A 21,954-nucleotide genomic window follows, 5' to 3' on the forward strand; every position below is an offset into this window, starting at 1 on the left:
GGTACATCACGGAGGGACAGATCTACGTCGACCCCGACCTGAACAGTCAGGGCCTCCAGCCCCCGATCAACGTCCTCCCCAGCCTGTCGCGGCTGATGGACGACGGGATCGGCGAGGGGCTCACCCGCGAGGACCACGCCGACGTGAAAGACCAGATGTTCGCGGCGTACGCGGAGGGCGAGGACCTGCGCGACCTCGTGAACATCGTCGGCCGCGAGGCGCTGTCGGAGCTCGACAACAAGTACCTCGACTTCGCCGACGCGTTCGAGTCGGAGTTCGTCGACCAGGGGTTCGACACGAACCGCGACATCGAGGAGACGCTCTCGATCGGCTGGGACCTGCTCTCGATGCTCCCGAAGGACGCCCTCAACCGGATCGACGAGGAGTTCATCGAGGAGCACTACCGCGAGGACGACTCCGAGCGTAAGGTCGTCGAAGCGGCCGACTGACGCGGCGTTCTTCCACTTTTCGCCCCGACCAGCGACCGCACCGCACCGCGCCGGCGTCGGCGGGCCGTTGCTCGCGCGCGCGGACACGACGACTGGAAAGAATTATCCGCGTCGGAGCGGAAGCATTCCACAATACGATGGCCAAGGACGTCAAACCGACGCGGAAGAACCTGATGGCGATCGAGGACCGCATCGAGCTCTCCGAGCGCGGTCACGACACGCTCGAACAGAAGCGTGACGGCCTCATCATGGAGTTCATGGACATCCTCGATCAGGCCCAAGACGTCCGCTCGGACGTGTCCGAGAACTACGAGACGGCCCAGCGCAAGATCGACATGGCCCGGGCGATGGAGGGCGACGTCGCCGTCCGCGGCGCGGCCGCGGCGCTGAAAGAGCACCCCGAGATCACGACCCAGTCGAAGAACATCATGGGCGTCGTGGTCCCCCAGATCGAGTCCTCGAAGGTGAAGAAGAGCCTCGACGAGCGCGGCTACGGGCTGCTCGGCTCCTCCGCCCGCATCGACGAGGCGGCCGACGCCTACGAGGAACTGTTAGAGAAGATCATCCTCGCGGCCGAGGTCGAGACGGCCATGAAGAAGATGCTCACGGAGATCGAGACCACCAAGCGCCGCGTGAACGCCTTGGAGTTCACGCTCCTCCCCGGCCTCTACGAGAACCAGGAGTACATCGAGCAGAAGTTAGAGGAGCAGGAGCGCGAGGAGATCTTCCGCATGAAGAAGATCAAGGCGAAGAAAGAGGAAGAGGAGAAGGAAGAGGAGGAAGCGGCCGCCGCCGAGGCCGCCGCGGCCGAGACCGAGGAGCCGGAGCCCGCGGACTGACCGCACACTGACCGCTCTCGCCGGCCCGCATCGCCTCACCGAACCCCAATCTCACCCGTCTCGCTTCTCATGTCCTGTCCCCGCTGTGACGCCGCCCTCGTCGCCTTCGACGTGCCGCCCGCACTCCGCGAGTACGCGCCGGCCGACACGACGGCGATCTGTACGCGCTGTCTGCGGACGTTCGCCGTCGGCGAGGGTGACGACGCCGTCGTCGCCGAGCGTATCGGAGCGGACCCGTCTGCCGACCTCTCTGCCGTCGACCCCGCGTTCCCGGACGGCGAAGCGGGCGCGGCGCTCGCGCTCGTCTGCGGGCAGTTGGAGTCGTTCGCGCTCAACCGCGCCTCGATCGAGGCGCTCGTCGAGCACGCGGAGCGGTCGGGCGCCGACGTCTTCGCATTCCTGGAGCGGCTCGACGCCGAGGACGCCGCGTTCGACCTCGACCGTCGACGCGCGGCGCTGCTCGACGTGCTGTGAGCGGTCGCCGCCGGGGTCGACGCTCGGCCGGTCAGGAGTCGTCGAGGTCGACGCCCGGGGGGTCGTCCCACTCGTCCTCGTCGTCCTCCTCGTCGGCCTCGGTCCCGGCCGGGCCGAGCGACCGCTCGCCCCGCCGCCGCTCGTGGACGGCGAGGCCGGCCTTGCGGGCGTCGCTCCCGCCGGCGTAGGGGTCCTCGGACGGATCGTACGACTGCTCGTCGCGCTCGAAGAGGTACGCGAAGAGCCCGAACAGCGGGACGACGAAGGCGATGAGCGCCCACTTCCGCCGGTTCATCCCGTGTCTCGGCGCGTCGACGTAGACGTAGGCGGCGAAGCCGACGAGCCACGCGAGCGGAACGCCGACGAGGATGGCGACGACGAGGGGTTGCATACCCCCGCTTCGGGCTCGTCGGCTTAAGCGCACGGGTGGGTTTCGGGTGGAACGCGACCGCGTCGGCGCCGGTGAGCCGGTCCCGGCCGAAGGACACTATCCGATGGAGCCCGTACCGATCCCATGCAGCTGTTCTGGCACCGACGCGACCCGCGGACCCGGGACAACGCCGGACTCGCGGCCGCCGCGCGGGCGGGGACCGTCGTCCCCGTCTTCGTCTACGACGCCGACCTGTTCGAGACGGTGGGAGCGCGCCAGCGGGCGTTCCTCCTCCGCCACGTGAAGCGGCTGGAGGCGCGCTACCGAGAGCTCGGGAGCGACCTCGTCGTCCGCGCGGGCGACCCCGAGGACGTCCTCGTCGACCTCGCCGACGAGCACGGCGCCGAGACCGTCTTCTACAACGAGTACTACCGACCCGCCCGCCGCAACCGGCAGCGCGCCGTCGAGGACGCGCTCGCGGGCGCCGGCGTCGAGACGGACGCGCGCACCGACGCCGTGCTGGTCGACCCCGGTCGGCTGGAGGAGCGCTACGCGAACCACTCCCGGTTCCACGACGACTGGGAGGCGGTCCCCAAGGCAGGACCGTATTCCGAGCCCGACCCCGAGTCGCTCGCGGTCGTGCGCGACGGGAAGACGGTCCCCGAACCGGACGCCGACATCGACCTCCCCGCCGCGGGGTACGACGGCGCCCGCGAGCGGTTCGACGACTTCCTCGACTACGGGATCGCGTCGTACAACGACACCCGCGACGACCTCCGGCGCGCGGTCGAGGCGCCGACGCGCGCGGTCTCGCGCATGTCCCCGTACCTCGCGACCGGGGCGATCGGGATCCGCGAGGTGTGGGCCGGCGCGAGCGACGTCTACGAGGCCGTGACGGGCGGCGAGCGCCGCAACGTCGACAAGTACCGCTACGAGCTGTCGTGGCGCGAGCAGATGTACCACCTGCTCTACTACAACCCGGACCTGGCGGTGTCGAACTACAAGTCGTTCCCGAACGAGATCGCGTGGCGCGACGACGACGCCGACTTCGACGCGTGGACGCACGGCGAGACCGGCTATCCCCTCGTCGACGCCGGGATGCGACAGCTGAACGCCGAGGGGTACATCCACAACCGGCCGCGGCAGGTCGTCGCGAGCTTCCTCACCAAGCACCTCCTGATCGACTGGCGGCGCGGGGCGCGCTACTTCACGAAGCAGCTGATCGACCACGACTACGCCTCGAACCACGGCGCGTGGCAGTGGACCGCTTCCACCGGGACCGACTCTGTCGACGTCCGCATCTTCGACCCGGTGAGCCAGATGAGCAAGTACGACGACGGCGCCCACTTCGTGAAGGAGTACGTCCCGGAGCTCCGGGACGTGCCCGCCGGGAAAATCGTCGACTGGCCGACGCTCTCGCGCCGCGAACGCGAGGAGCTCGCGCCCGACTACCCGCATCCGATCGTCGACCGGAACGAGGGGTACGAGCGCGCCCAGCGCGTTTTCGAGGAGGCGCTCGGGAAGCGGTGAGAAGCGATCGTACACGGTAAACTGCGGTGGCGCGCGCCTCCGAGCGGCCGCCACCGGCGGCCGCGAAGGATCGCGTGCGAGGGACGCCGCGAGCGAAGCGAGCGGCGAGGCTGGAGAGGTGTGAGGCTTGCGGTGCGGAGGGGTGCGACGGGACTCAAAGGGGCAGCCGTGAGGCGGGCGCAGGCGACGCCAAGCACCGCAGAGAGGGAGCGAACGAAGTGAGCGACCGAGTGAGGAGCGCAGCGAGCGTGCGCCCGCCTCGCGGCTGGGGCTTTGGCGGTGTTTCCCGTCGATCCGTAGTCAACTAGGTATAACCGAGCGGCTGGGGCTTTGGAGGCGCCCGCAGTCGATTCGCTGTCAGTAGCGTTCATTTATATACAGACAACCAGCACGTCTAAGCGCTCGTCTCCGTCTCCTCTCCCGATCCGACGGTTTAAAACTCTCACCGTAGCAACGCCACGGTAATGAGCCTCGTCGTTACCGACACCCTGGCGGACGAGCGCGTCGAGTTCACGGCCGACGGCGACGTCACGCTGTACGTCTGCGGCCTGACGGTGTCGGACGACCCTCACCTCGGCCACGCCCGCCTGTGGTTCCACGCCGACGTCCTCCACCGGTGGCTCGACCACCTCGGCTACGACGTGCGCCACGTCGAGAACGTCACCGACGTCAACGAGAAGATCACGGCCCGCGTCGGCGAGCGGGACGCGTGGGCCGCCGAGCGCGACGTGGCCGAGACGTTCACGGCGACCGTCTTCGACGCGATGCGCGGCCTGAACCTCAAGCGGGCCGAGGTGTACCCCCGCGTCACCGAGCACGTCCCGGAGATCCGCGAGCTCGTCGAGACGCTCGTGGAGAAGGGGTACGCCTACGAGTCGAACGGCTCCGTCTACTTCGACGTCACAGCGTTCGAGGAGTACGGCAAGCTCTCGAACCAGGACGTCGAGGAACTGGAGGCGCAGGGCGAGCCGGACGAGCGGTCGGAGAAGCGCAATCCGTCGGACTTCGCGCTGTGGAAGGCCGGCGGCGTGAGCGAGACTGCCGCGCGCGAGCACGCGAAGCACGACCACGGCGCCGAGACGCCCGAGGGCGAGACGTGGGACTCCCCCTGGAGCGAGGGGCGCCCGGGGTGGCACGTCGAGTGCTCGGCGATGTCGACGACGCACCTCGGCGACACCCTCGATATCCACATGGGCGGGCGCGACCTGGTATTCCCGCACCACGAGAACGAGATCGCGCAGTCCGAGGCGGCGACCGGGGAGACGTTCGCGCGCCACTGGCTCCACGTCGGGCTCCTCGAAATGGAGGGCGAGAAGATGTCCTCCTCGATCGGCAACTTCTGGACCGTGCCGGACGCCTTAGCGGAACTCGGCGTCAACGTCGTCCGCACCTTCTACGCCGGCGCCGCCTACCGCTCCGAACAGGCGCTCACCGAGGAGACGATCGCCGAGGCCGAGGAGCGCTGGGAGCGCCTCTCGCGCACCTACGACCGCGCGGTCGACGCGCTCGACTCCACCGCGGCCCGCGCGAAGGCCGAGGACGAGGCGCTTCGCGAGGCCGTCGAGAGCGCCCGCGACGACTTCGCGACCGTGATGAACGACGATCTGAATCTCCGGGAGGCGACCGCGGCGCTCCTCGATCTGACCGACGCCGTGAACCGCCATATCGACGCCAACAGCGATTCCGCCTACGACTACCGCGGCCTCCGCGAGGCGGTCGAGGCGTTCGAGACCCTCGGCGGCGGCGTGCTCGGGCTCCAGTTCGAGTCGACGAGCGACGGCGACGTGGACCTGGCCGGCGAGCTGGTCGAACTCGTGCTGGACGTGCGCGCGGCCGAGCGCGAGGCCGGCAACTACGAGCGCGCCGACGAGTTGCGGGACGCGCTTCAGGAGGTCGGTGTCGAGATCGAGGACGGCCCGGACGGCGCGACGTACCGATTCGAGTAGGACGGGCCTGTCTACTTCCGAGCCCGTGAGTACCGCATAGGGGACAGCTTCGAAACTCCGGCCGCTCGGCTGTACGTTCTTGATACCGAAGCTACGGTGAACACCTCTAAAGCCCCAGCTGTGCGGACCCCGCACACTCGTTGCGCTCCTCCCTCGTTCGCTCCGCTCATTCGCTGCGGTGCTTACGTCGTCTGCGGGGTCCGCACGGCTGCCCCTTCGAGTCCCACCCGACCGCTACCGCACAGCACCTCACGCCTCCCCAGCCTCGCCGCTCGCTACGCTCGCGGCGTCCATCGTACGCGCTCCTCGTGGCCGCCTTTGGCGTCCACTCGGAGGCGCGCGCCGACCACCTCTTTTATTTATTCTAATACATGCTGCGTGTCGTACGATCCGAGCACTTTGACCCACCCGTTGTCGGCGATGGCCTCGATGTCATCCACCGCCTTCGCCATGTGGTCCTCGTAGAGCCCGGCGTCGACGTCGAAGTGGAACAGGTAGTCGCCGAGGCGCTCGCCGCTCGGACGCGATTCGATCCGCGAGAGGTTGAGGTTGCGGTCGGCGAACGCCTCCAGCAGTTCGAGCAGGAGCCCGGGGTAGTTCGCGTTCGGGTAGACGATGAGGGTGGTCTTCCCGCCGGCGTCCGAGCGCGCGGACACCGGTGCCACGACGAGGAACCGCGTGGCGTTGGAGGTGCGGTCTTGGATGTCCTCCGCGAGGATCTCCAGGTCGTCGCCGGCGTTGTCCGGGTGGCCGATCCCGGCGATACGGGCGTCCTCGCGGGCGCGCTCGACCCCGCGCGCGGTGGAGGCGACCGCTTCGAGCCCGGCGTTCGGGTAGTGCTCCTCCAGCCAGTTGCGGCACTGCGCGAGCGCCTGCGAGTGGCTGGCGACGACCTCGAACTCCGACTCCTGCGCGAGGAGCGCGTGCCGGATCGGGGTGACGACCTCCCGGGTGACGGCGACGTCGTAGTCGGCCAGCGCGTCGAGGCTCTCCGTGACCGAGCCCTCGATGCTGTTCTCGATGGGGACGACTCCCCGTTCGAACTCGCCGGCCGCGACGGCGTCGACGATGGCGGTGACCGACTCGCGGAACGACACCTCGGCGGCGACGGCCCGCGCCGCACGGTGTGAGTACGTGCCGGCGGGACCGAGGGTGACGGCGTTCATCGCCCCTACCTATCAGAGCGCGTTAGAAAAACGTGCGGGGTCCCGGGGCGAGCGAGCGACGGGAGCGACGGAAGCGACGGAAACGGCGAGAGCGGCTCACGCCGGGACCCCGCCCGCGAGGAGCGCGGCGTCGACGAGCAGCAGCGCGGCGAGCCCGGCGCTCGCGAGCAGGTACGGGCGCGAGCGGGCGGCGAGCCGCGCCGCGGTCGGCCCGTCGCCGCCGAGCGCGTCGACCGGGAACCCCTCGGCCATGTACGCGCCCCACCCGATATCGGGGTCGACCTCGCGGCGCATCCGGAGGACGCCGAGCTCCACGAGGCCGTTCATCGCGCCCCACAGCGAGAGCATCGCGAGGACGGCCCATCCCCTCGGGCTCGCCGTGAGGAGGTCGAGCGGCGTGTACAGCGTCCAGATCATGTACGCGCCGGTGACGGGGAGGACGACCCCGGTCCAGCGCGTGATCACGAGGAGGCGGTGCGCGGCGTCGACGAACGCCGCCCGGCCGAGCGTTCCGTCGGCCGCCCGCGGGAGGGTCGCGTATGCGACGTACAGCGTCGCGCCGGTCCACAGCGCGCCGGAGACCACGTGGAGGACGAAGGCGGTCGTGAGGAACACGCGAACGGCTCCGGGCGCCCGGAAAATAAAGACACGCCGGCGTTCCCGGAGCGTAGCGCTCCGCCGAACGACGAGGACGAAACACATCCCCGACGGCTACGGGAGCCGAAGCGTCCCGACGTACCGGTGCCAGCCGTCGATCGTCTCGGCGTACAAGTACGCCTCCGGCGGCTCGATCCCCCAGGCGCGGAGCCTGTCGTCGACGCCGTCGGCGTACGTCGCGAGGAATGACCCGCGGTCCCGGAGCGTCGGCGACGTCCGCGCGTGCTCCGTCTCGAACCGACAGCGCGCCGTCCGGCCGTCGCCGGTCGGGTCGATCCGGAGCCGGAGGTCGGAGCGGAGCCGCTCCCGGACCGGCGGCGGATCGCCGCGGAGGTGCCCCTCGCCGAAGGCGTCGAGCGCCGCGAGCGCCTCGTCCGGGACGTGGTTCACGCCGGAGAATGAGCCTGCGGGCACCTCAGTCGTTCGGCACCGCCGCCAGCGCGTCCTCGACCGTCCGGACCGCGGTCGCGCCGTCGCGCCGCCCCACCACGACGACGAGCGCGTCCCCGGCGACCCCGGCGGCCGCGACGTCGACGTCGACGGCGGCGAGACGGCGGAGGACGGCCGCGAGCGCCCGAGCGTCGACATCGCCGGTCGCGAGGACGGCCGTCTCGCGCCCCTCGGGGACGACCGTCGCGCCGCCGACGCGGAGCAGGGGGTCGGCGTCGTCCAGCCCGCCGGCTCCGCGGTCGCCCTCGGCGTCTCGCTCCCCTTCGACCACGCCGACCCCGCTCCGCATCGACACGCTCGCCCCCCGCTCGGCGGTCGCGTACGCGGGGAGGTCCTCGCGGAACCGCCGGAGCGCGGCCGCGATCGCGTCGGTGTCGGCGTCGCCGTCGCCGCCGAGGTCGGCCTCGTCGGCGAGCCACGCGGCGGCGGCGCTGTGGTTCAACACGCCGGCGCGGAGCGCGTCGAGGACGAACGGACGGGCCCGGGCCGCTTCACGGGTGTCGGCTGCCAGCGACATGGTCGCCCCTGCGGCGCGGGACGGCATGGCGATTTCGGTCGGCGGAGGGCGGGCCGGCGACGCCGACCGGTTTCCCGCGACCTCGGACGTGCCGAAGTCCCTAAGAGCGGCGCGCCCCCAGCGTGGGTATGCAGTCGCTCGTCATCGTCGCACACGGCTCGCACCTCAATCCGGAGTCGAGCGCGCCGACGTACGACCACGCGGACACCATCCGCGCGACCGGCGCGTTCGACGAGGTGAAGACCGGCTTCTGGAAGGAGGAACCGCACTTCCGAGAGGTGCTCCGCACCGTCGAGGGCGACGAGGTCTACGTCGTCCCGCTGTTCGTCTCGGAGGGGTACTTCACCGAGCAGGTGATCCCCCGCGAGCTCCGGCTCGACGGCTGGGACGTCTCCGAGTGGGACTCCGACGGCCTCTCGGCCGACCAGGCCACGCTCGTCGCCGAGGACATCGACCGGGAGGTCCACTACTGCGGCCCGGTTGGGACCCACCGCGCGATGACCGACGTGATCGTCCGGCGCGCCGAGTCGGTCACCGGCGACCCCGACGTGGGCGACGGGTTCGGCCTCGCCGTCGTCGGCCACGGCACCGAGCGCAACGAGAACAGCGCGAAGGCGATCGAGTACCACGCCGACCGGATCGCCGAGCGCGACCGCTTCGACGAGGTGGAGGCGCTGTACATGGACGAGGACCCCGAGGTCGACGACCTCCCCGAGTTCTTCGAGAGCGACGACGTGGTCCTCGTCCCGCTGTTCATCGCCGACGGCTACCACACCCAGGAGGACATCCCGGAGGACGTGGGGCTCTGCGAGGACCACACCGAGGGGTACGACGTGCCCACCGACGTCGACGGCACCCGGGTCTGGTACGCGGGCGCGGTCGGCACCGAGCCCCTGATGGCCGACGTGATCTTAGAGCGCGCGGCCGACGCCGGCGCCGACCTCGGGACCGCGCTCGACGACGTTCGCGAGACCACCCGCGTCGCCGCGGGGGACTGACCGTGGCCGACTCCGTCTCCGACGCGACCGCAGACGAGGGCGTCGCGGCCGACGACGCCGAGGGAACCGAGCCCGAGGTCCCGGAGATCGACCTCCCGAGCGACGCCTTCGACGCGGTTCTCGACGCGCTCGCCGACCGCGACCCCGGCGACCCGCTCCGGTTCGAGGGGTTCGGCGTCGCCCGCGACGGCGACGACGGTGACGACGGCGACCCGGCGGGCGAGTACCGACTCGACCCCGCCGACGGCGACACCCAAACCGGGCTGACGGAGCGCGAGCTCCACGCGGCGCTCGACGAGCGCGCCCCCGAGGTGACGGACTGGCACGCCTTCGAGCGCGTCGTCGGCGAGTTCGGTCCCCGCCGGGCGTTCCTCCGATGGCTTGAGGACGCCGACGGCGCGACCGTGGCGACCCGCTACGCCGCGCTCGCCGAAGGGATCGAGCGCGCGTGGGGTGAACTGCGGATTACGGCCACCGTGACCGACCGCGGCGCGCGCCGGTACGACGTGCGCCACGCCGACGACGCGGGCGTCCCCGCCGACGAGCTCGACGCCTACGACGACCCCCTCGACGCCCGCGGCCTCGTCAAACGCGACGCGAAGGGGCGCTACCGCCCCCTCAAGACCGCGCCGTCGCTCGCGGGAGGGTGGGTCTTCCCCGACCTCGGCCCGCGGGACGCCTACGAGGCGGTCGAGACGATCTACCCCGCGACGGTCGCCAACTGGCACCGCGAGCGCGAGGGCGAGCTCGACGTGAGCCACTGGCGCGAGACGATGGCACGGCAGTCCGGCATCTACGGCGTCGTGAAGACGTGGGACCGCGGCGAGGGGTACGAGCACGTCAACTGGGTCGCGGAGGCCTGTTGCGACGACTCCCAGTGTCTTAAGCGCCGCGAGTGGGAGTACGACGAGGAGACCGACCTCGATGTCGACGGCGGCGACGGCGCCTTCCCCTGCCGCGAGCCCTGCTCGGTCGTCGTCTCGGCCGCCCGCAAGTGGACCCGGCTGGAGAGCGAGCAGCCGCGGACCTACGAGTTCGAGCTGACGCCGAGCGAGAAGGAGCAGGTCGAAGATATTATCGACGCGGTCGCGGACGGCCGGATCGACGAGATCCGCGAGGCCGACACGAAAGAGGGCGCGAACCGCTACCGGACGCGGTTCCTCCGGGCGAAACTGTTCGACGACGAGGAGAACCTCGCCGGCGTGCCGACCGAGCCGGACGAGGAAGACGAGGAGTAGCGGGACGACCCAGAGCGGCGTCGGCTGGGACGCCCGTCAGCCGACGCGCCTACTGATGCCGCCGCCGCACGCCCTCAGATCGGGTACTCGCGCGGCTCGTGCTGGATCGAGATCCACTTCGTCTCCGTGATCTCCCGCAGGAACGCGTCGCTGTTGTACTCGCCGACGCCCGACGCGCCGATCCCGCTGAACGGGACGTGCGCCTCGTCGTTGATCGGCTGGTCGTTAATGTGGACGTTCCCGGTCTCCATGCGGCCGGCGATCTCCTTCGCGAGGGAGAGGTCGCCGGCGTGGACGGCGCCGGAGAGCCCGTACTCGGTGTCGTTGGCGATCGCGACCGCCTCGTCCACGTCCGAGAACGGGATGACGGGCGCGATGGGACCGAAGTGCTCGTTGCACGCCGCGGCCATGTCGTTGGTGACGCCCGACAGCACGGTCGGCGCGACGATCAGCGAGTCGTCGACGCCCTCCGTCGGGACGGTGTGACCGCCGGTCTCCAGTGTCGCGCCGGCCTCGACCGTCCGGTCGACGTACTCCAGCATCTCGTCTCGCTGGGACTCGTCGATGATGGGGCCGACGGCGGTGTCGGGCTCGTGGGCGCTGCCGACCGCGAGCGACTCGGCGCGGTCGGTGAGCTTCGCGACGTACTCGTCGTACACGTCCTCGTGGACGACGTGGCGGTTGATCGAGATACACACCTGTCCTTGGTGGACGAACGAGCCGAACGTCGCCGCGTCGACGGCGCGGTCGACGTCGGCGTCGGCCGTGACGACGTGGGCGTTGTTGCCGCCGAGCTCCATCGCCGGGACCGCGAGGTTCTCGCCCGCGAGCCCCGCGACGTGCTGACCGACCTCGGTCGAGCCGGTAAAGGAGACCACGTCGCTCTCGGGGTGACTGGCGACGCGGTCGCCGATCTCGGAGCCGCGGCCGGTGACGACGTTGATCACGCCGTCGGGGAGATCGGTCTCCTCGAAGAGCCGGGCGAACAGCAGTCCGCCCGTGATCGGGGAGTTCGTGGAGGGCTTGAGGACGACGCCGTTCCCGGCGGCGATGGCGGGCAGCACGGCCCGTGCGCTCAGGTTCAGCGGGAAGTTCCACGGCGAGATGACCGTCACCACGCCCTTCGGGCCGCGCTCGACGACGTTCTCCTTGCCGGGGATGTTCGACTCGGCGTGCTCGCCCTTCATCCGACGGGGCAGCGTCGCTGCCTCGCCGACGTGGTCGGCGGCGATCTGGATCGAGGTCTCGCCCATGATCGCCGAGCCGCCGGCCTCGTGGGCCAGCAGGTCGACCACCTCCTCGGAGTGTTCCTGCAGGGCCTGCAGGAACTGCTGAACGACCGCCGAGCGCTGCGCCGGCGGCGCCTCGGCCCACTCCGCCTGCGCCTCGGCCGCGGCCTCGTAGGCGTCGTCGACGTCGCCCTCGGTCGCGGCGGGCACCTCGGCGACGACCTCGCGCGTCGAGGGGTCCTCGACGGCGATCGTCTCGTCGTCGCCGGCGGCGACCCACTCGCCGTCGATGTACTGCGCGCTCCAGTCGGCGTCGATGGATAGATCGTTCGACATCCGTATTTTACCGAATGGTAGAATCAGGGAAAAGGCGGCCGATAGGGGTGGTATCGCCCGGATCACAGGCGGCCGACAGGTTCCCGAGAGCGGGCTCCACTCCCGGGGATTCCGCGCGCGTGCCTGCGATCAGGCATCGCGAAAGCTTTAGACGGGAGAGCGGCCTACCTCGGTGCAATGAGTCGCGGCCCCGAGCTGATAATCACGGAGAAGGACAACGCGGCGCGCCGCATCGCCGACATCCTGAGCGGCGAGTCCGCGACGGCGGAGCGGCAGAACGACGTGAACGTGTACAAGTGGGGCGGCAAGCGCTGTATCGGCCTCTCGGGCCACGTCGTCGGCGTCGACTTCCCGGCCGAGTACAACGACTGGCGCGACGTCGAGCCCGTCGAGCTCATCGACGCGCCGGTCACCAAGGCGCCGACGCAGGAGGGGATCGTCGCCGCGCTCCGGAAACTGGCCCGAAACGCCTCCCGGGTCGTCATCGCGACCGACTACGACCGCGAGGGCGAGCTGATCGGGAAGGAGGCGTACGAGCTGGTCCGCGAGGTGAACGAGGACGCCCCCATCGACCGCGTCCGGTTCTCCTCGATCACGGAGAACGAGGTCACCGAGGCGTTCGCGAACCCCGACGAGCTCGACTTCGACCTCGCCGCCGCCGGCGAGGCACGACAGGTGATCGACCTCACGTGGGGCGCGGCGCTCACCCGCTTCCTCTCGCTGTCGGCCCGCCAGCTCGGCGACGACTTCATCTCGGTCGGCCGGGTGCAGGGGCCGACGCTCAAGCTCATCGTCGACCGCGAACGCGAGATCCAGGCGTTCGATCCCGAGTCCTACTGGGAGCTGTACGGGGACCTGACGAAATCCGGCGGCGACCCCTTCGAGGCGCGCTACTTCTACCTGAACGACGCGGGCAACGAGGCGGAGCGCGTCTGGGACGGCGACGTCGCCGACGTGCTCACCGAGGCGCTCGACGCGGCCGACGAGGCGGTCGTCGACGACGTGCGCCGCCGCACCCGCACCGACGAGCCGCCGTCACCGTTCAACACCACGGCGTTCATCCGCGCCGCCGGCTCGCTCGGTTACTCCGCACAGCGCGCGATGTCGCTCGCGGAGGACCTCTACACCGCCGGCTACGTCACCTACCCGCGAACGGACAACACGGTGTACCCCGACGACCTGGAGCCCCGCGAGCTGATCGAGGAGCTCTCGGCCGCCTCGACGTTCGGGGCAGACGCGAAGTCCCTCCTCGACCGGGACGAGATCGAGCCCACCGAGGGCGACGAGGAGACGACCGACCACCCGCCGATCCACCCCACAGGTGAGCTCCCCTCGGCCTCCGACCTCTCCGAGGACGAGTGGGAGGTGTACGAGCTGATCGTGCGCCGCTTCCTCGCGACCTGCGCCGAGCCCGCGACGTGGGAGCGGCTCCGCGTCGTCGCCCTCGCGAACGGCGAGGCGACCGCGATCGCCGAGGGCGCGGACGGGCTCGCGGCCCTCCGGGACCCGGCGGACGCCGACGGTCCCGCCGACCTCGCTGCCGACGGCGGGCTCCGGCTGAAGGCGAACGGGAAGCGCCTGCTGGCGGCGGGCTACCACGATGTCTACCCGTACCGCTCCAGCGACGAGCGGATCGTCCCGGACGTGGAAGTCGGCGAGACCCTCGATCTCACCGACCGGCGGACGGACGCGAAGGAGACCCAGCCGCCGCGCCGCTACGGCCAGTCCCGGCTCATCGAGGAGATGGAGAAGCGCGGCGTCGGCACGAAGGCGACCCGCCACCGCACCTTAGAGAAGCTGTACGACCGCAACTACATCGAGAGCGACCCGCCGCGCCCGACGCGGCTCGCGGAGGCCGTCGTCGAGGCCGCGGAGGAGTTCGCGGAGCACGTCGTCAGCGAGGAGATGACCGCGCAGCTGGAGCGGGACATGCAGGCGATCGCCGCCGGCGAGAAGGGGTACGACGAGGTGACCGAGGACTCCCGCGAGCTGCTCGACCGCGTCTTCGACGACCTCACCGAGTCGCGCGAGGCGGTCGGCGACCACCTCCAGAAGTCGCTGAAGGCCGACAAGACGCTCGGCCCCTGTCCCGAGTGCGGCGAAGACCTCCTCGTCCGGAAGTCCCGGCAGGGGTCGTACTTCGTCGGCTGCGACGGCTACCCCGACTGCGAGCACACCCTCCCGCTCCCCTCGACGGGCAAGCCGCTCATCCTCGACGAGAGCTGCGAGGCGCACGACCTCCGGCACGTGAAGATGCTCGCCGGCCGGAAGACGTTCGTCCACGGCTGCCCGCAGTGCAAGGCCGACGAGGCGGACGAACAGGAGGACGAGGTGATCGGCGTCTGTCCCGACTGCGGGGAGGAGCACGGCGGAGAGCTGGCGATCAAGCGCCTCCGCTCCGGCTCCCGGCTCGTCGGCTGCACGCGCTACCCGGACTGCGACTACTCGCTGCCGCTCCCGCGGCGCGGCGAGATCGAGGTCACCGACGAGACCTGCGAGGAACACGACCTCCCGCACCTCCGGGTCCACTCGGGCGACGAGCCGTGGGAACTCGGCTGTCCGATCTGCAACTACCGGGAGTTCACCGCCCGGCAGGAGGGCTCCGAACTCCAGACGGTGGAGGGCATCGGCGAGAAGACGGCCGAGAAGCTGCGAGACGTCGGCGTCGACGGCGTCGACGACCTCAAGTCCGCGGACCCGGACGACCTCGCCGCCGACGTCGACGGCGTCGGCGCCGACACCGTCCGGAACTGGCAGGCGAAGGCCGACTGACGCGCCGAGACCTTTCGACCAATAGACACATATGCGCGGCACTCGTCTGACCGATCATGTATGGGTCGTGACAGCGAGGCTAACAGGGACGCGGACGGCGGCTTCCCGGTCGGCGACGAGGCCGACTTGGCCGGGAAGGACCCGTCCGTCGGCGACACGGCCCCGCCCGTCCTCCGCTCGTTCGTCGGCGCGGTCCCCACCCCGACGCTCGTGTGTGATCCGGAGAGCCGCGCGATCCGCGCGGCAAACGCCCCGGCCGCCGACCTGCTCGACCGCGACCGCGGCACGCTGACGCTGATGGGGCTCGACGACCTCGGCGAGGCGGCGACGACCGTCGCCGGCGACCCGGTCGGGGAGTCGGCCGCCGCCGCGCGCGACGGCGGCGACGTCGTTCGGTTCGAGTGGACCGTCTCCGACGCCCCGCTCCGGCGCCTCGAACTCGCCGTCCGCCCCGCGACGGTCGCCGACCGCGAGTGGCTGATCGTCGGCCTGACCGATGTCACCGACCGGGTCTCCGCCGAGCGGCGCCTCCGGTCGCAGCTTCGGGCCACCGACGCGATCGCCGAGACGCTTCCGGCCGCGCTGTTCGAGTGTACCGCGCGCGGCACCCTCTCGCGGTGGAACGACCGGCTCGCCGCGGACGTCGGCTACGAGGGCGAGGCGCTGTCGGCCACCGCGCTGACGTCGCTGTTCGACGACGAGACCCGCGACGCCGTCGCCGACGCGCTTCAGTCCGTCTACGGCGAGGGGCGCGGCGCCGACTGCGAGGCGACGCTCGTCACCCGCTCCGGCGAGCGCGTCCCGTACCGCCTCTCGCTCGGTCCGGTCACCGACGGCGACGAGGTCGTCGGCGCGGTCGGGGTCGGCGAGGACATCACCGAGGCGTCGCTCCGGGAGGAGCGGCTCGCCGTGTTGACGCGGGTGCTCCGCCACAACTTCCGGAACGACCTCAACGTCGTCACGGGGTTCACCGAGCGCGCGATCGCCGAGGTCGACGACCCGGAGCTCGCCGCCGAGCTGGAGCGCGTCGTCGACACCGCCGAGCGGCTGTTGCGCGTCGGAGAGACCTCCCGTCGGGTCGAGCGGCTGCTCGCCGATCGACCGGCCCCACGGCCGACGGACCTCGCGGACGCGGTCGAGGAGGCCCTCGCGTCGCTCCCGCCGGAGCTCCGCGAGCGCGCGGACATCGAGGTCGACGTCCCGGCGGGGATCACGGTGTCGGCCGTGGGCTACCTCGCCGAGGCGATCGCGGAGCTCGTCGACAACGCGATCCGGCACGGCGACGCCGACCGCCCCTCGGTGAGCGTCACGGCCGCCGAGCTCCCCAGCGACTCGTGGACCTCCCTGGTCGTCGCCGACGACGGCCCGGGGATCCCGCCCGCCGAGCGCGCGGTACTCACCGGCGAGGAGACGCCGCTGGAGCACGCCAGCGGGCTGGGACTGTGGTACGTCAACTGGATCGTCAGCGCCGGCGGCGGGGGCTTCGACATCGGCGAGAGTAAGGCCGGCGGCACGCGGATCGAGATCGAGCTCCGCACGCCGGACGGGGAATAGGGTCCGACCCGCCTCCGGCCGCCGCCCCGATCAGTCGACGACCCGGACCTCGTCGCCGACGGCGACCCCGTCGGCCGCGCCCGCGGGGAGTTCGACGACCGTGTCGGCCCGCCCCCGACCCAGCCCGACGAACGGGGCGAGCCGCGTCCGCTCGGTCACCTCGCCGTCGACGAGCCACAGCGCGTCGATCGCGAACGGGACGAACAGCATGTGGAGCCACCGCGTGTCGACCTCCTCGAACGGGAACACGAGCGCGTAGCCGTCGGGAACGGAGCGCCTGAACATCAGCCCGCGGGCCTGTTGAAGCGTCGACCGGGCGACGTCGACGTCGCTCGCGAGGACGGTCGGATCGCGGTCGGTGCCGTCGGTCGTCTCAGTGTCGCCGTCGGCCCCCGAGCCGCCCTCGGACGCCCCGCTGCGGTGGACGAGTCGCACGCTGGGCACGTGGCGGGCGTCGGATAAATAGCCTCGCGATCGGGACGGCGGGGCGCCGTCGGGGCGGCGGCGGTCGCGACGTCCCTGTCGGCTCAGCTCGCGCTTCCGTACGTCTCTTCGAGGTACTCGACGATGTCGTCGCTCTCGGGCATCCCCTCGACCCCGTTCGCCTCGTCGACGAGGACGATCGCGCCGGTCTGGCCGCTGACCTCCTCCACCTCGGTGCGCTCGGAGTGCGAGCGCGGCACCATCACCGACTCGTACTCCAAGTCGAGGTCGGCGAGCTTCGTCTTCACCTTCGCGCAGTACGGGCAGCCCTCCAGTTCGTAGAGCGTCAGGTTTGCCATCACCCCTCCTACGGCGTAGACGCGTAAAGAAGTACGGTGGACGGTGCGCGCGGCGCGCACTGGCGGCGGTTCGGTCCGCCGCCGCGCGCCCGCCCTACAGGATGTAGCCGGCGGTCGAGAGGACGTAGTAGGCGGCGAGCAGCGCCGCGATGACGTACTGCCCGAGCGCGACGTCGTCGGCCTCGCCGATCGCGACCTTGATCAGCGGGTACGAGACGATACCGGCGGCGAGCCCGTCGGCGATGGAGTAGGCGAACGGCATCACGGTGACGGTGAGCCCCGCGGAGACGGCCCACGCCGGGTCGGTCCAGTCGACCTCGACGAGCCCCTGGAGCATCATCACGCCGACGACGATCAGCGCGATGAAGGAGGCGTACGCCGGGATCGCGGCGACGACGGGGATCGCGGCGAGCGACGCGAGGAAGAGGAGGGCGACGACCAGCGCGGTCAGCCCGGTGCGGCCCCCCTCCTCGACGCCGGTCGACGACTCGATGTACGTCGTCACGGTCGAGGTACCGAGCACCGCGCCGAACGTGGTCCCGACCGCGTCGGCCATCAGCGGCCGGTCCATGTCGGGGAGGTCGCCGTCGTCGTCGAGGAAGTCGCCGAACTGCGAGACGCCGATGAGCGTCCCCGCGGTGTCGAAGAAGTCGACGAAGAAGAACGTGAACACGACCAGGACGAACGTGAGCGGGTCGATACCGGAGAGCCCCTCGACGAACGCGCCCGCCAGCGGCGTGATGTCGTACTGCGCGGAGGGGAGCGACTCGGGCGTGACCGTCCCGCGGGCGAACACGCCGCCGAGGGTGAGCGCCCACCCCGCGAGCGCGGTGGTGAGGACGCCGACGATGATCGCTCCCGTCACGTTCCGCGCCCACAGCACGAACGTCAACACGAGGCCGAGCACGCCGAGGATCGCCCACGGGTTCGCGAAGACGTTCCCGAGCGCGACGAGCGTCGCGTCGTCGTTGACGACGAGCTGGAGCTCTTGGAACCCGATGAACAGCAGGAAGAGTCCGATCCCGGCCCCGACCGACCGCTTGACCGGCTCGGGGAACAGCCGGATGACGTACTCGCGGGCGCCGACCGCGGTGAGCAACATGAACAGCACGCCCTCGACGAAGACGGCGGCCAGCGCCGTCTGCCACCGGATGCCGAGCCCCAACACGACGGTGAACGCGAAGAAGGCGTTGAGGCCGAGTCCGGGCGCGAGCCCGAACGGCCGGTTGGCGTAAAACGCCATCACCAGCGTCGCCACCGCGGAGGAGAGCACCGTGGCGATGGCGATCATCTGGATCACCTCTCCCTGGCTGTACCCCTCTATCTGGATCGCGTTCGAGAGGATCGTGGGGTTGACCACGATGATGTACGACATCGCGAGGAACGTCGTGAGCCCGGCGATCACCTCGGTCCGGACGTCCGACCCGTGCGACTCCACGTCGAACCGCGCCGCCAGCGCGTCTGAAAGGCCCATGTACGGACATGGCTCGTCAGTATCTCCACATAAGCCTTGCTGAACGAAACCGAGATGTATCCACTAACATGTATATTTTGGCGACTTCTCACCCGGTAAACCGAAAAATACTGGTCGAACGTGCCTACTCGAACGTCGTCAGCGCGCCGACCGGGGCGTCCGTGATCTCCCGCGCGCGCTCCATCCCCTCGTCGCCGACGGCGATGAGGGTGAACACGCCGGTGACGTCGGCGTCGGCCTGGAGGGCGATGTCGAGGAGGAGCTCCTGGGTCTCGCCGGACCGGATCAGGTCGTCGACGACGAGGACGGTGTCGCCGGCGTCGATAGCGCTGGCGGGCAGGTAGTAGGTGAGTTCGATCCCGGAGGCGAGCCGCTGGCGCGACTCGATGAACTCCTCGACGGCGGTCTCCTTCGACTTCTTGGCGTACGCGAGGCGCGCGTCGAAGAAGGAGGCCATCGCCGCGCCGAGGGTGATCCCGTCGGTGGCGGCGGTGAGGACGACGTCGGGCGACTCGAAGGCGAACGTCTCCGCGGCGACGGGCGCGACCAGGTCGAGGAACGACTGGTCGAAGACGACGCCGGAGTTGTCGACGTACCCCTCGTCGTCGAACTCGACGCGAGCGATCAGCTCGTCGGCGAGCGCCTCGCGCCCCACCGCCTCGACGACCTCGCTCGCCCGGTCGGCGCCGGGGAGCACGTGCCCGTTCACGTACCGGTTCAGGTCGCCCGACGGGAGGCCGGTCACCGCGGAGAGCTCCTCGTACGTGCGCGTCTGCTTCAACATTCGCAGCACGGCGACCGCCTGCAGCTGGAGGGCCGCCTTCTCTGCTCGGTTCATACGGATGATCGTGATCGCACAAGTATGAATACGTCGAAGTGTTCTCCGCGTCAGATGCGCACGCGTGTGGTTGACGACGGCGGCCTCAGGCGCCCGCGGTCGCGTCGAGGAAGACCGTCGGTTCGGTCACGTCGATCTCGACGACATCCCGGTCGTCGAGCGGGCGGAGCCGGACCGTGAGGGCGCCGGCCGCGTCGGCCGCCGCGCGGAGCCCCTCCAATTCGCCGGCGCCGAGGTACGTCGGCACGCAGACGGCGACCTCGGCGTCCCCGTCCTCCGCGACGACGAGCCGGTACTCGACGCCCGCCGCCGCGGCGGCGTACACCCGGACCGCGTCGATGTCGGCGTCGCCGACGACCTCGTTCGCCGCTTCGAACTCGGGCCCCGGCAGCAACACGTCGACCCGCGCCGCGTCGGCGACCGTATTCACGTCGCCGGGGTGAGCGGCGACCGCCGTCCACCCCCGGTCGCGGTACTCCGTCGCCGTCGCGTCGGTGTCGGCGACCACGTCTCCCCAGCGCTCGCCCGGATCGGTCCGTCCCATGTCACTGTGGATCCGCCCGACTCTGAAATAGCTGTCCGGCCGCTGCCTCGAGAACAGCTGTCCGGTCGTCCCGCCGGAAATCGGGAGCCGTGAGGGCCACGGAGCGCGTTCGCGTCGTTAGGTTCATAACGCTCCCTGGTATGTGATACCCTATGAGTCCTGACAGCGTCGATCGCGTCAACAGGCGGACGATGCTCGCCTACGCCGGCACCGCGGCAGCGGTCGGCCTCGCCGGCTGCTCGGGGAGCGACGGTTCCGACGGCAGCGACGGATCGGACGGATCGGACGGGGAAGACGGCGGTGACGGATCGGACGGCGGCGACGGCGACTCCTTCGAGATCGGTGTCACCATGGGCCAGATGGACTCCGGGCTCGACCCGCAGGACCACGCGGAGACGAACACGGAGATCATCGTCGGCCAGGTGTACGAGGGCCTGCTCGACCGCGACAAGGAGGGCGGCATCATCGAGGGGCTCGCCACCGACTGGGAGCGCACCGAGGACGGCAACGTCCGGTTCGTCCTCCGCGAGGGCGTGACCTTCCACAACGGCGACCCGCTGACGGCGGAAGACGTGGCGTTCAGCATCCGGCGGATCGTCTTCGACGACGTCGGGATCGTCAGCCCGCAGTCGAACGACCTGGGCACCATCGACGAGGTCGTTCCGGGCGACGGGGAGGTCGTCGTCGACTTCGCCTCGTACAACCCCATCGCGTTCCAGCTGTTCGCGACCAACGGCCCGATCATGCAGCGGTCGTGGGTCGAGGAGAACGACGGCAACTACATCAACCAGAACACCAACGGCACCGGCCCGTTCGTCGTCACCGAGTACGACTCGGGGAACCAGGTCGCCTACGAGCCCAACGAGGAGTACTGGGGCGAGGCGAACCCGGTCGACGAGCTCACGATGGGGGCCTCCAGCGAGTCGAGCACGCGCGTGAACCGCCTGCTCGCCGAGGAGTCGGACATCGTGACCAACGTCCCGCCCCAGGAGGTCTCCCGCGTCGAGAGTTCCGACGTCGCCGGGATCAACTCCGTGGCGAGCGCGCGGATCATCTTCCTGCAGATGCGCTACGACGTGGAGCCGTTCTCCAGCCAGCAGTTCCGACAGGCGATGAACTACGCCGTCGACGTCGAGAGCATCGTCGAGGACGTCCTCAACGGGTTCGGCTCGATCACCGCCCAGCCGACCCTCGAAGGACACGTCGGTCACGACCCGGAGATTGAGCCGTACCCGTACGACCCGGACGAGGCGGAGCGGCTGGTCGAGGAGTCCGGCCACGCCGGCGTCGAGATCACGCTGGAGACGCCGATCGGCCGCTACCTCGGCGACGTGGAGATCGCGCAGGCCGCGGCGAGCCAGATCGACTCGCTGTCGAACGTCTCCTGTGAACTCGAACAGCGGGAGTTCTCCTCGCTCGTGCAGGACGTGACCGCCCCGAACATCGAGGACCGGCCGCGGTTCAACCTCCTCGGGTGGGGGAACGGCGAGTTCGACGGGAGTCAGACGCTGACGCCCCTGCTCTCCTCCGAGGGCGCGCTCACGGTACTGGAAAACGAGGAGCTCGACGGGCTGCTCGCCGACGCCGAGGCGACGCAGGACCCGGACGAGCGCGTCGACATCCTCCAGGAGGCGAACCGGCTGGCCCACGACCTCGCTCCGTGGGTGTTCATGCACCAGCAGTTCAGCGTCTACGGCGTCTCCAGCGACATCTCGTGGGAGCCGCGGGCCGACGAGTTCATCGATCCCGACACGGCCACCCGGCAGTAACGCGAGTCGACCCCCGCAGACA

20 protein-coding genes and 1 pseudogene are annotated in these 21,954 nt (G+C 70.4%); 10 read left to right on the forward strand and 11 right to left on the reverse strand.

Features of this window, described 5'->3' with window-relative positions; translation table 11 throughout:
• The 3 genes and pseudogenes from SD626R_RS03835 to SD626R_RS03845 form a co-directional block, all read left to right on the forward strand.
• A pseudogene (locus tag SD626R_RS03835) lies at nt 1-449 on the forward strand (V-type ATP synthase subunit B); the annotation flags it as partial.
• A gap of 137 nt (nt 450-586) precedes the next feature.
• A complete protein-coding gene (locus SD626R_RS03840) occupies nt 587-1,288 on the forward strand; it encodes a V-type ATP synthase subunit D (protein WP_092563723.1) in 702 nt (233 codons plus the stop codon).
• A 69-nt stretch (nt 1,289-1,357) separates the two neighbouring features.
• Nucleotides 1,358-1,762, forward strand: coding sequence for a DUF6276 family protein (locus SD626R_RS03845; RefSeq protein WP_092563726.1), 405 nt, complete (start codon nt 1,358-1,360; stop codon nt 1,760-1,762).
• A 31-nt stretch (nt 1,763-1,793) separates the two neighbouring features.
• Here SD626R_RS03845 and SD626R_RS03850 read toward each other — a convergent pair whose 3' ends face one another.
• Nucleotides 1,794-2,153: a hypothetical protein gene (locus tag SD626R_RS03850; RefSeq protein WP_092563729.1), complete on the reverse strand. Its 360-nt coding sequence runs from the start codon at nt 2,151-2,153 to the stop codon at nt 1,794-1,796.
• Nucleotides 2,154-2,276: 123 nt separating this feature from the next.
• Between SD626R_RS03850 and SD626R_RS03855 the strand changes: the two genes are divergently transcribed.
• Nucleotides 2,277-3,662, forward strand: coding sequence for a cryptochrome/photolyase family protein (locus tag SD626R_RS03855; protein WP_092563732.1), 1,386 nt, complete (start codon nt 2,277-2,279; stop codon nt 3,660-3,662).
• Between the two features lie 464 nt (nt 3,663-4,126).
• Nucleotides 4,127-5,608: a cysteine--tRNA ligase gene (gene cysS, locus SD626R_RS03860; RefSeq protein ID WP_092563735.1), complete on the forward strand. Its 1,482-nt coding sequence runs from the start codon at nt 4,127-4,129 to the stop codon at nt 5,606-5,608.
• A gap of 359 nt (nt 5,609-5,967) precedes the next feature.
• Here cysS and pheA read toward each other — a convergent pair whose 3' ends face one another.
• The 4 genes from pheA to SD626R_RS03880 form a co-directional block, all read right to left on the reverse strand.
• A complete protein-coding gene (gene pheA / locus SD626R_RS03865) occupies nt 5,968-6,774 on the reverse strand; it encodes a prephenate dehydratase (RefSeq protein WP_092563738.1) in 807 nt (268 codons plus the stop codon).
• Between the two features lie 96 nt (nt 6,775-6,870).
• Nucleotides 6,871-7,389: a copper resistance protein CopD gene (locus tag SD626R_RS03870; protein WP_092563741.1), complete on the reverse strand. Its 519-nt coding sequence runs from the start codon at nt 7,387-7,389 to the stop codon at nt 6,871-6,873.
• Between the two features lie 96 nt (nt 7,390-7,485).
• Nucleotides 7,486-7,845, reverse strand: a complete 360-nt coding sequence (locus SD626R_RS03875; protein WP_241996690.1) for a hypothetical protein — start codon at nt 7,843-7,845, stop codon at nt 7,486-7,488.
• A 1-nt stretch (nt 7,846) separates the two neighbouring features.
• Nucleotides 7,847-8,398 carry a DUF7523 family protein gene (locus SD626R_RS03880; protein WP_092563747.1) on the reverse strand — a complete coding sequence of 184 codons (552 nt, stop codon included), beginning with the start codon at nt 8,396-8,398 and terminating at the stop codon, nt 7,847-7,849.
• 128 nt (nt 8,399-8,526) lie between these two features.
• Between SD626R_RS03880 and SD626R_RS03885 the strand changes: the two genes are divergently transcribed.
• Complete coding sequence (locus tag SD626R_RS03885; RefSeq protein WP_092563750.1) at nt 8,527-9,396, forward strand: CbiX/SirB N-terminal domain-containing protein; 870 nt, start codon at nt 8,527-8,529, stop codon at nt 9,394-9,396.
• A 2-nt stretch (nt 9,397-9,398) separates the two neighbouring features.
• Complete coding sequence (locus SD626R_RS03890; protein ID WP_092563753.1) at nt 9,399-10,634, forward strand: DR2241 family protein; 1,236 nt, start codon at nt 9,399-9,401, stop codon at nt 10,632-10,634.
• 74 nt (nt 10,635-10,708) lie between these two features.
• Here SD626R_RS03890 and SD626R_RS03895 read toward each other — a convergent pair whose 3' ends face one another.
• Nucleotides 10,709-12,199 (reverse strand): aldehyde dehydrogenase family protein, encoded by a 1,491-nt coding sequence (locus SD626R_RS03895; protein ID WP_092563756.1) that lies wholly within the window; start codon nt 12,197-12,199, stop codon nt 10,709-10,711.
• A gap of 177 nt (nt 12,200-12,376) precedes the next feature.
• Between SD626R_RS03895 and SD626R_RS03900 the strand changes: the two genes are divergently transcribed.
• Both SD626R_RS03900 and SD626R_RS03905 read left to right on the forward strand, forming a co-directional pair.
• Nucleotides 12,377-14,971, forward strand: coding sequence for a DNA topoisomerase I (locus tag SD626R_RS03900; protein WP_092563759.1), 2,595 nt, complete (start codon nt 12,377-12,379; stop codon nt 14,969-14,971).
• Between the two features lie 60 nt (nt 14,972-15,031).
• Complete coding sequence (locus SD626R_RS03905) at nt 15,032-16,525, forward strand: ATP-binding protein (RefSeq protein ID WP_092563762.1); 1,494 nt, start codon at nt 15,032-15,034, stop codon at nt 16,523-16,525.
• Between the two features lie 30 nt (nt 16,526-16,555).
• On the opposite strand, the gene SD626R_RS03910 is transcribed toward SD626R_RS03905, so the two are convergent.
• From SD626R_RS03910 to SD626R_RS03930, 5 genes are all read right to left on the reverse strand, one after another.
• On the reverse strand, nt 16,556-16,969 hold the full coding sequence (locus SD626R_RS03910; RefSeq protein WP_176697261.1) for a DUF192 domain-containing protein: 414 nt from the start codon (nt 16,967-16,969) through the stop codon (nt 16,556-16,558).
• A gap of 83 nt (nt 16,970-17,052) precedes the next feature.
• Nucleotides 17,053-17,307: a glutathione S-transferase N-terminal domain-containing protein gene (locus tag SD626R_RS03915; RefSeq protein ID WP_092563768.1), complete on the reverse strand. Its 255-nt coding sequence runs from the start codon at nt 17,305-17,307 to the stop codon at nt 17,053-17,055.
• A gap of 94 nt (nt 17,308-17,401) precedes the next feature.
• Nucleotides 17,402-18,781 carry an NCS2 family permease gene (locus SD626R_RS03920; RefSeq protein WP_092563771.1) on the reverse strand — a complete coding sequence of 460 codons (1,380 nt, stop codon included), beginning with the start codon at nt 18,779-18,781 and terminating at the stop codon, nt 17,402-17,404.
• A gap of 124 nt (nt 18,782-18,905) precedes the next feature.
• Nucleotides 18,906-19,619, reverse strand: a complete 714-nt coding sequence (locus SD626R_RS03925; protein WP_092563774.1) for a phosphoribosyltransferase family protein — start codon at nt 19,617-19,619, stop codon at nt 18,906-18,908.
• Between the two features lie 85 nt (nt 19,620-19,704).
• Nucleotides 19,705-20,163 carry a DUF7529 family protein gene (locus SD626R_RS03930; protein WP_092563777.1) on the reverse strand — a complete coding sequence of 153 codons (459 nt, stop codon included), beginning with the start codon at nt 20,161-20,163 and terminating at the stop codon, nt 19,705-19,707.
• 191 nt (nt 20,164-20,354) lie between these two features.
• Here SD626R_RS03930 and SD626R_RS03935 point away from each other — a divergent pair, with 191 nt between their 5' ends.
• Nucleotides 20,355-21,932, forward strand: a complete 1,578-nt coding sequence (locus SD626R_RS03935; protein ID WP_394324696.1) for an ABC transporter substrate-binding protein — start codon at nt 20,355-20,357, stop codon at nt 21,930-21,932.
• The last annotated feature ends 22 nt before the right edge of the window (nt 21,933-21,954 follow it).

Origin of the sequence: Halorubrum sp. SD626R, from assembly GCF_001261915.1 — an archaeon.
GTDB lineage: Archaea > Halobacteriota > Halobacteria > Halobacteriales > Haloferacaceae > Halorubrum.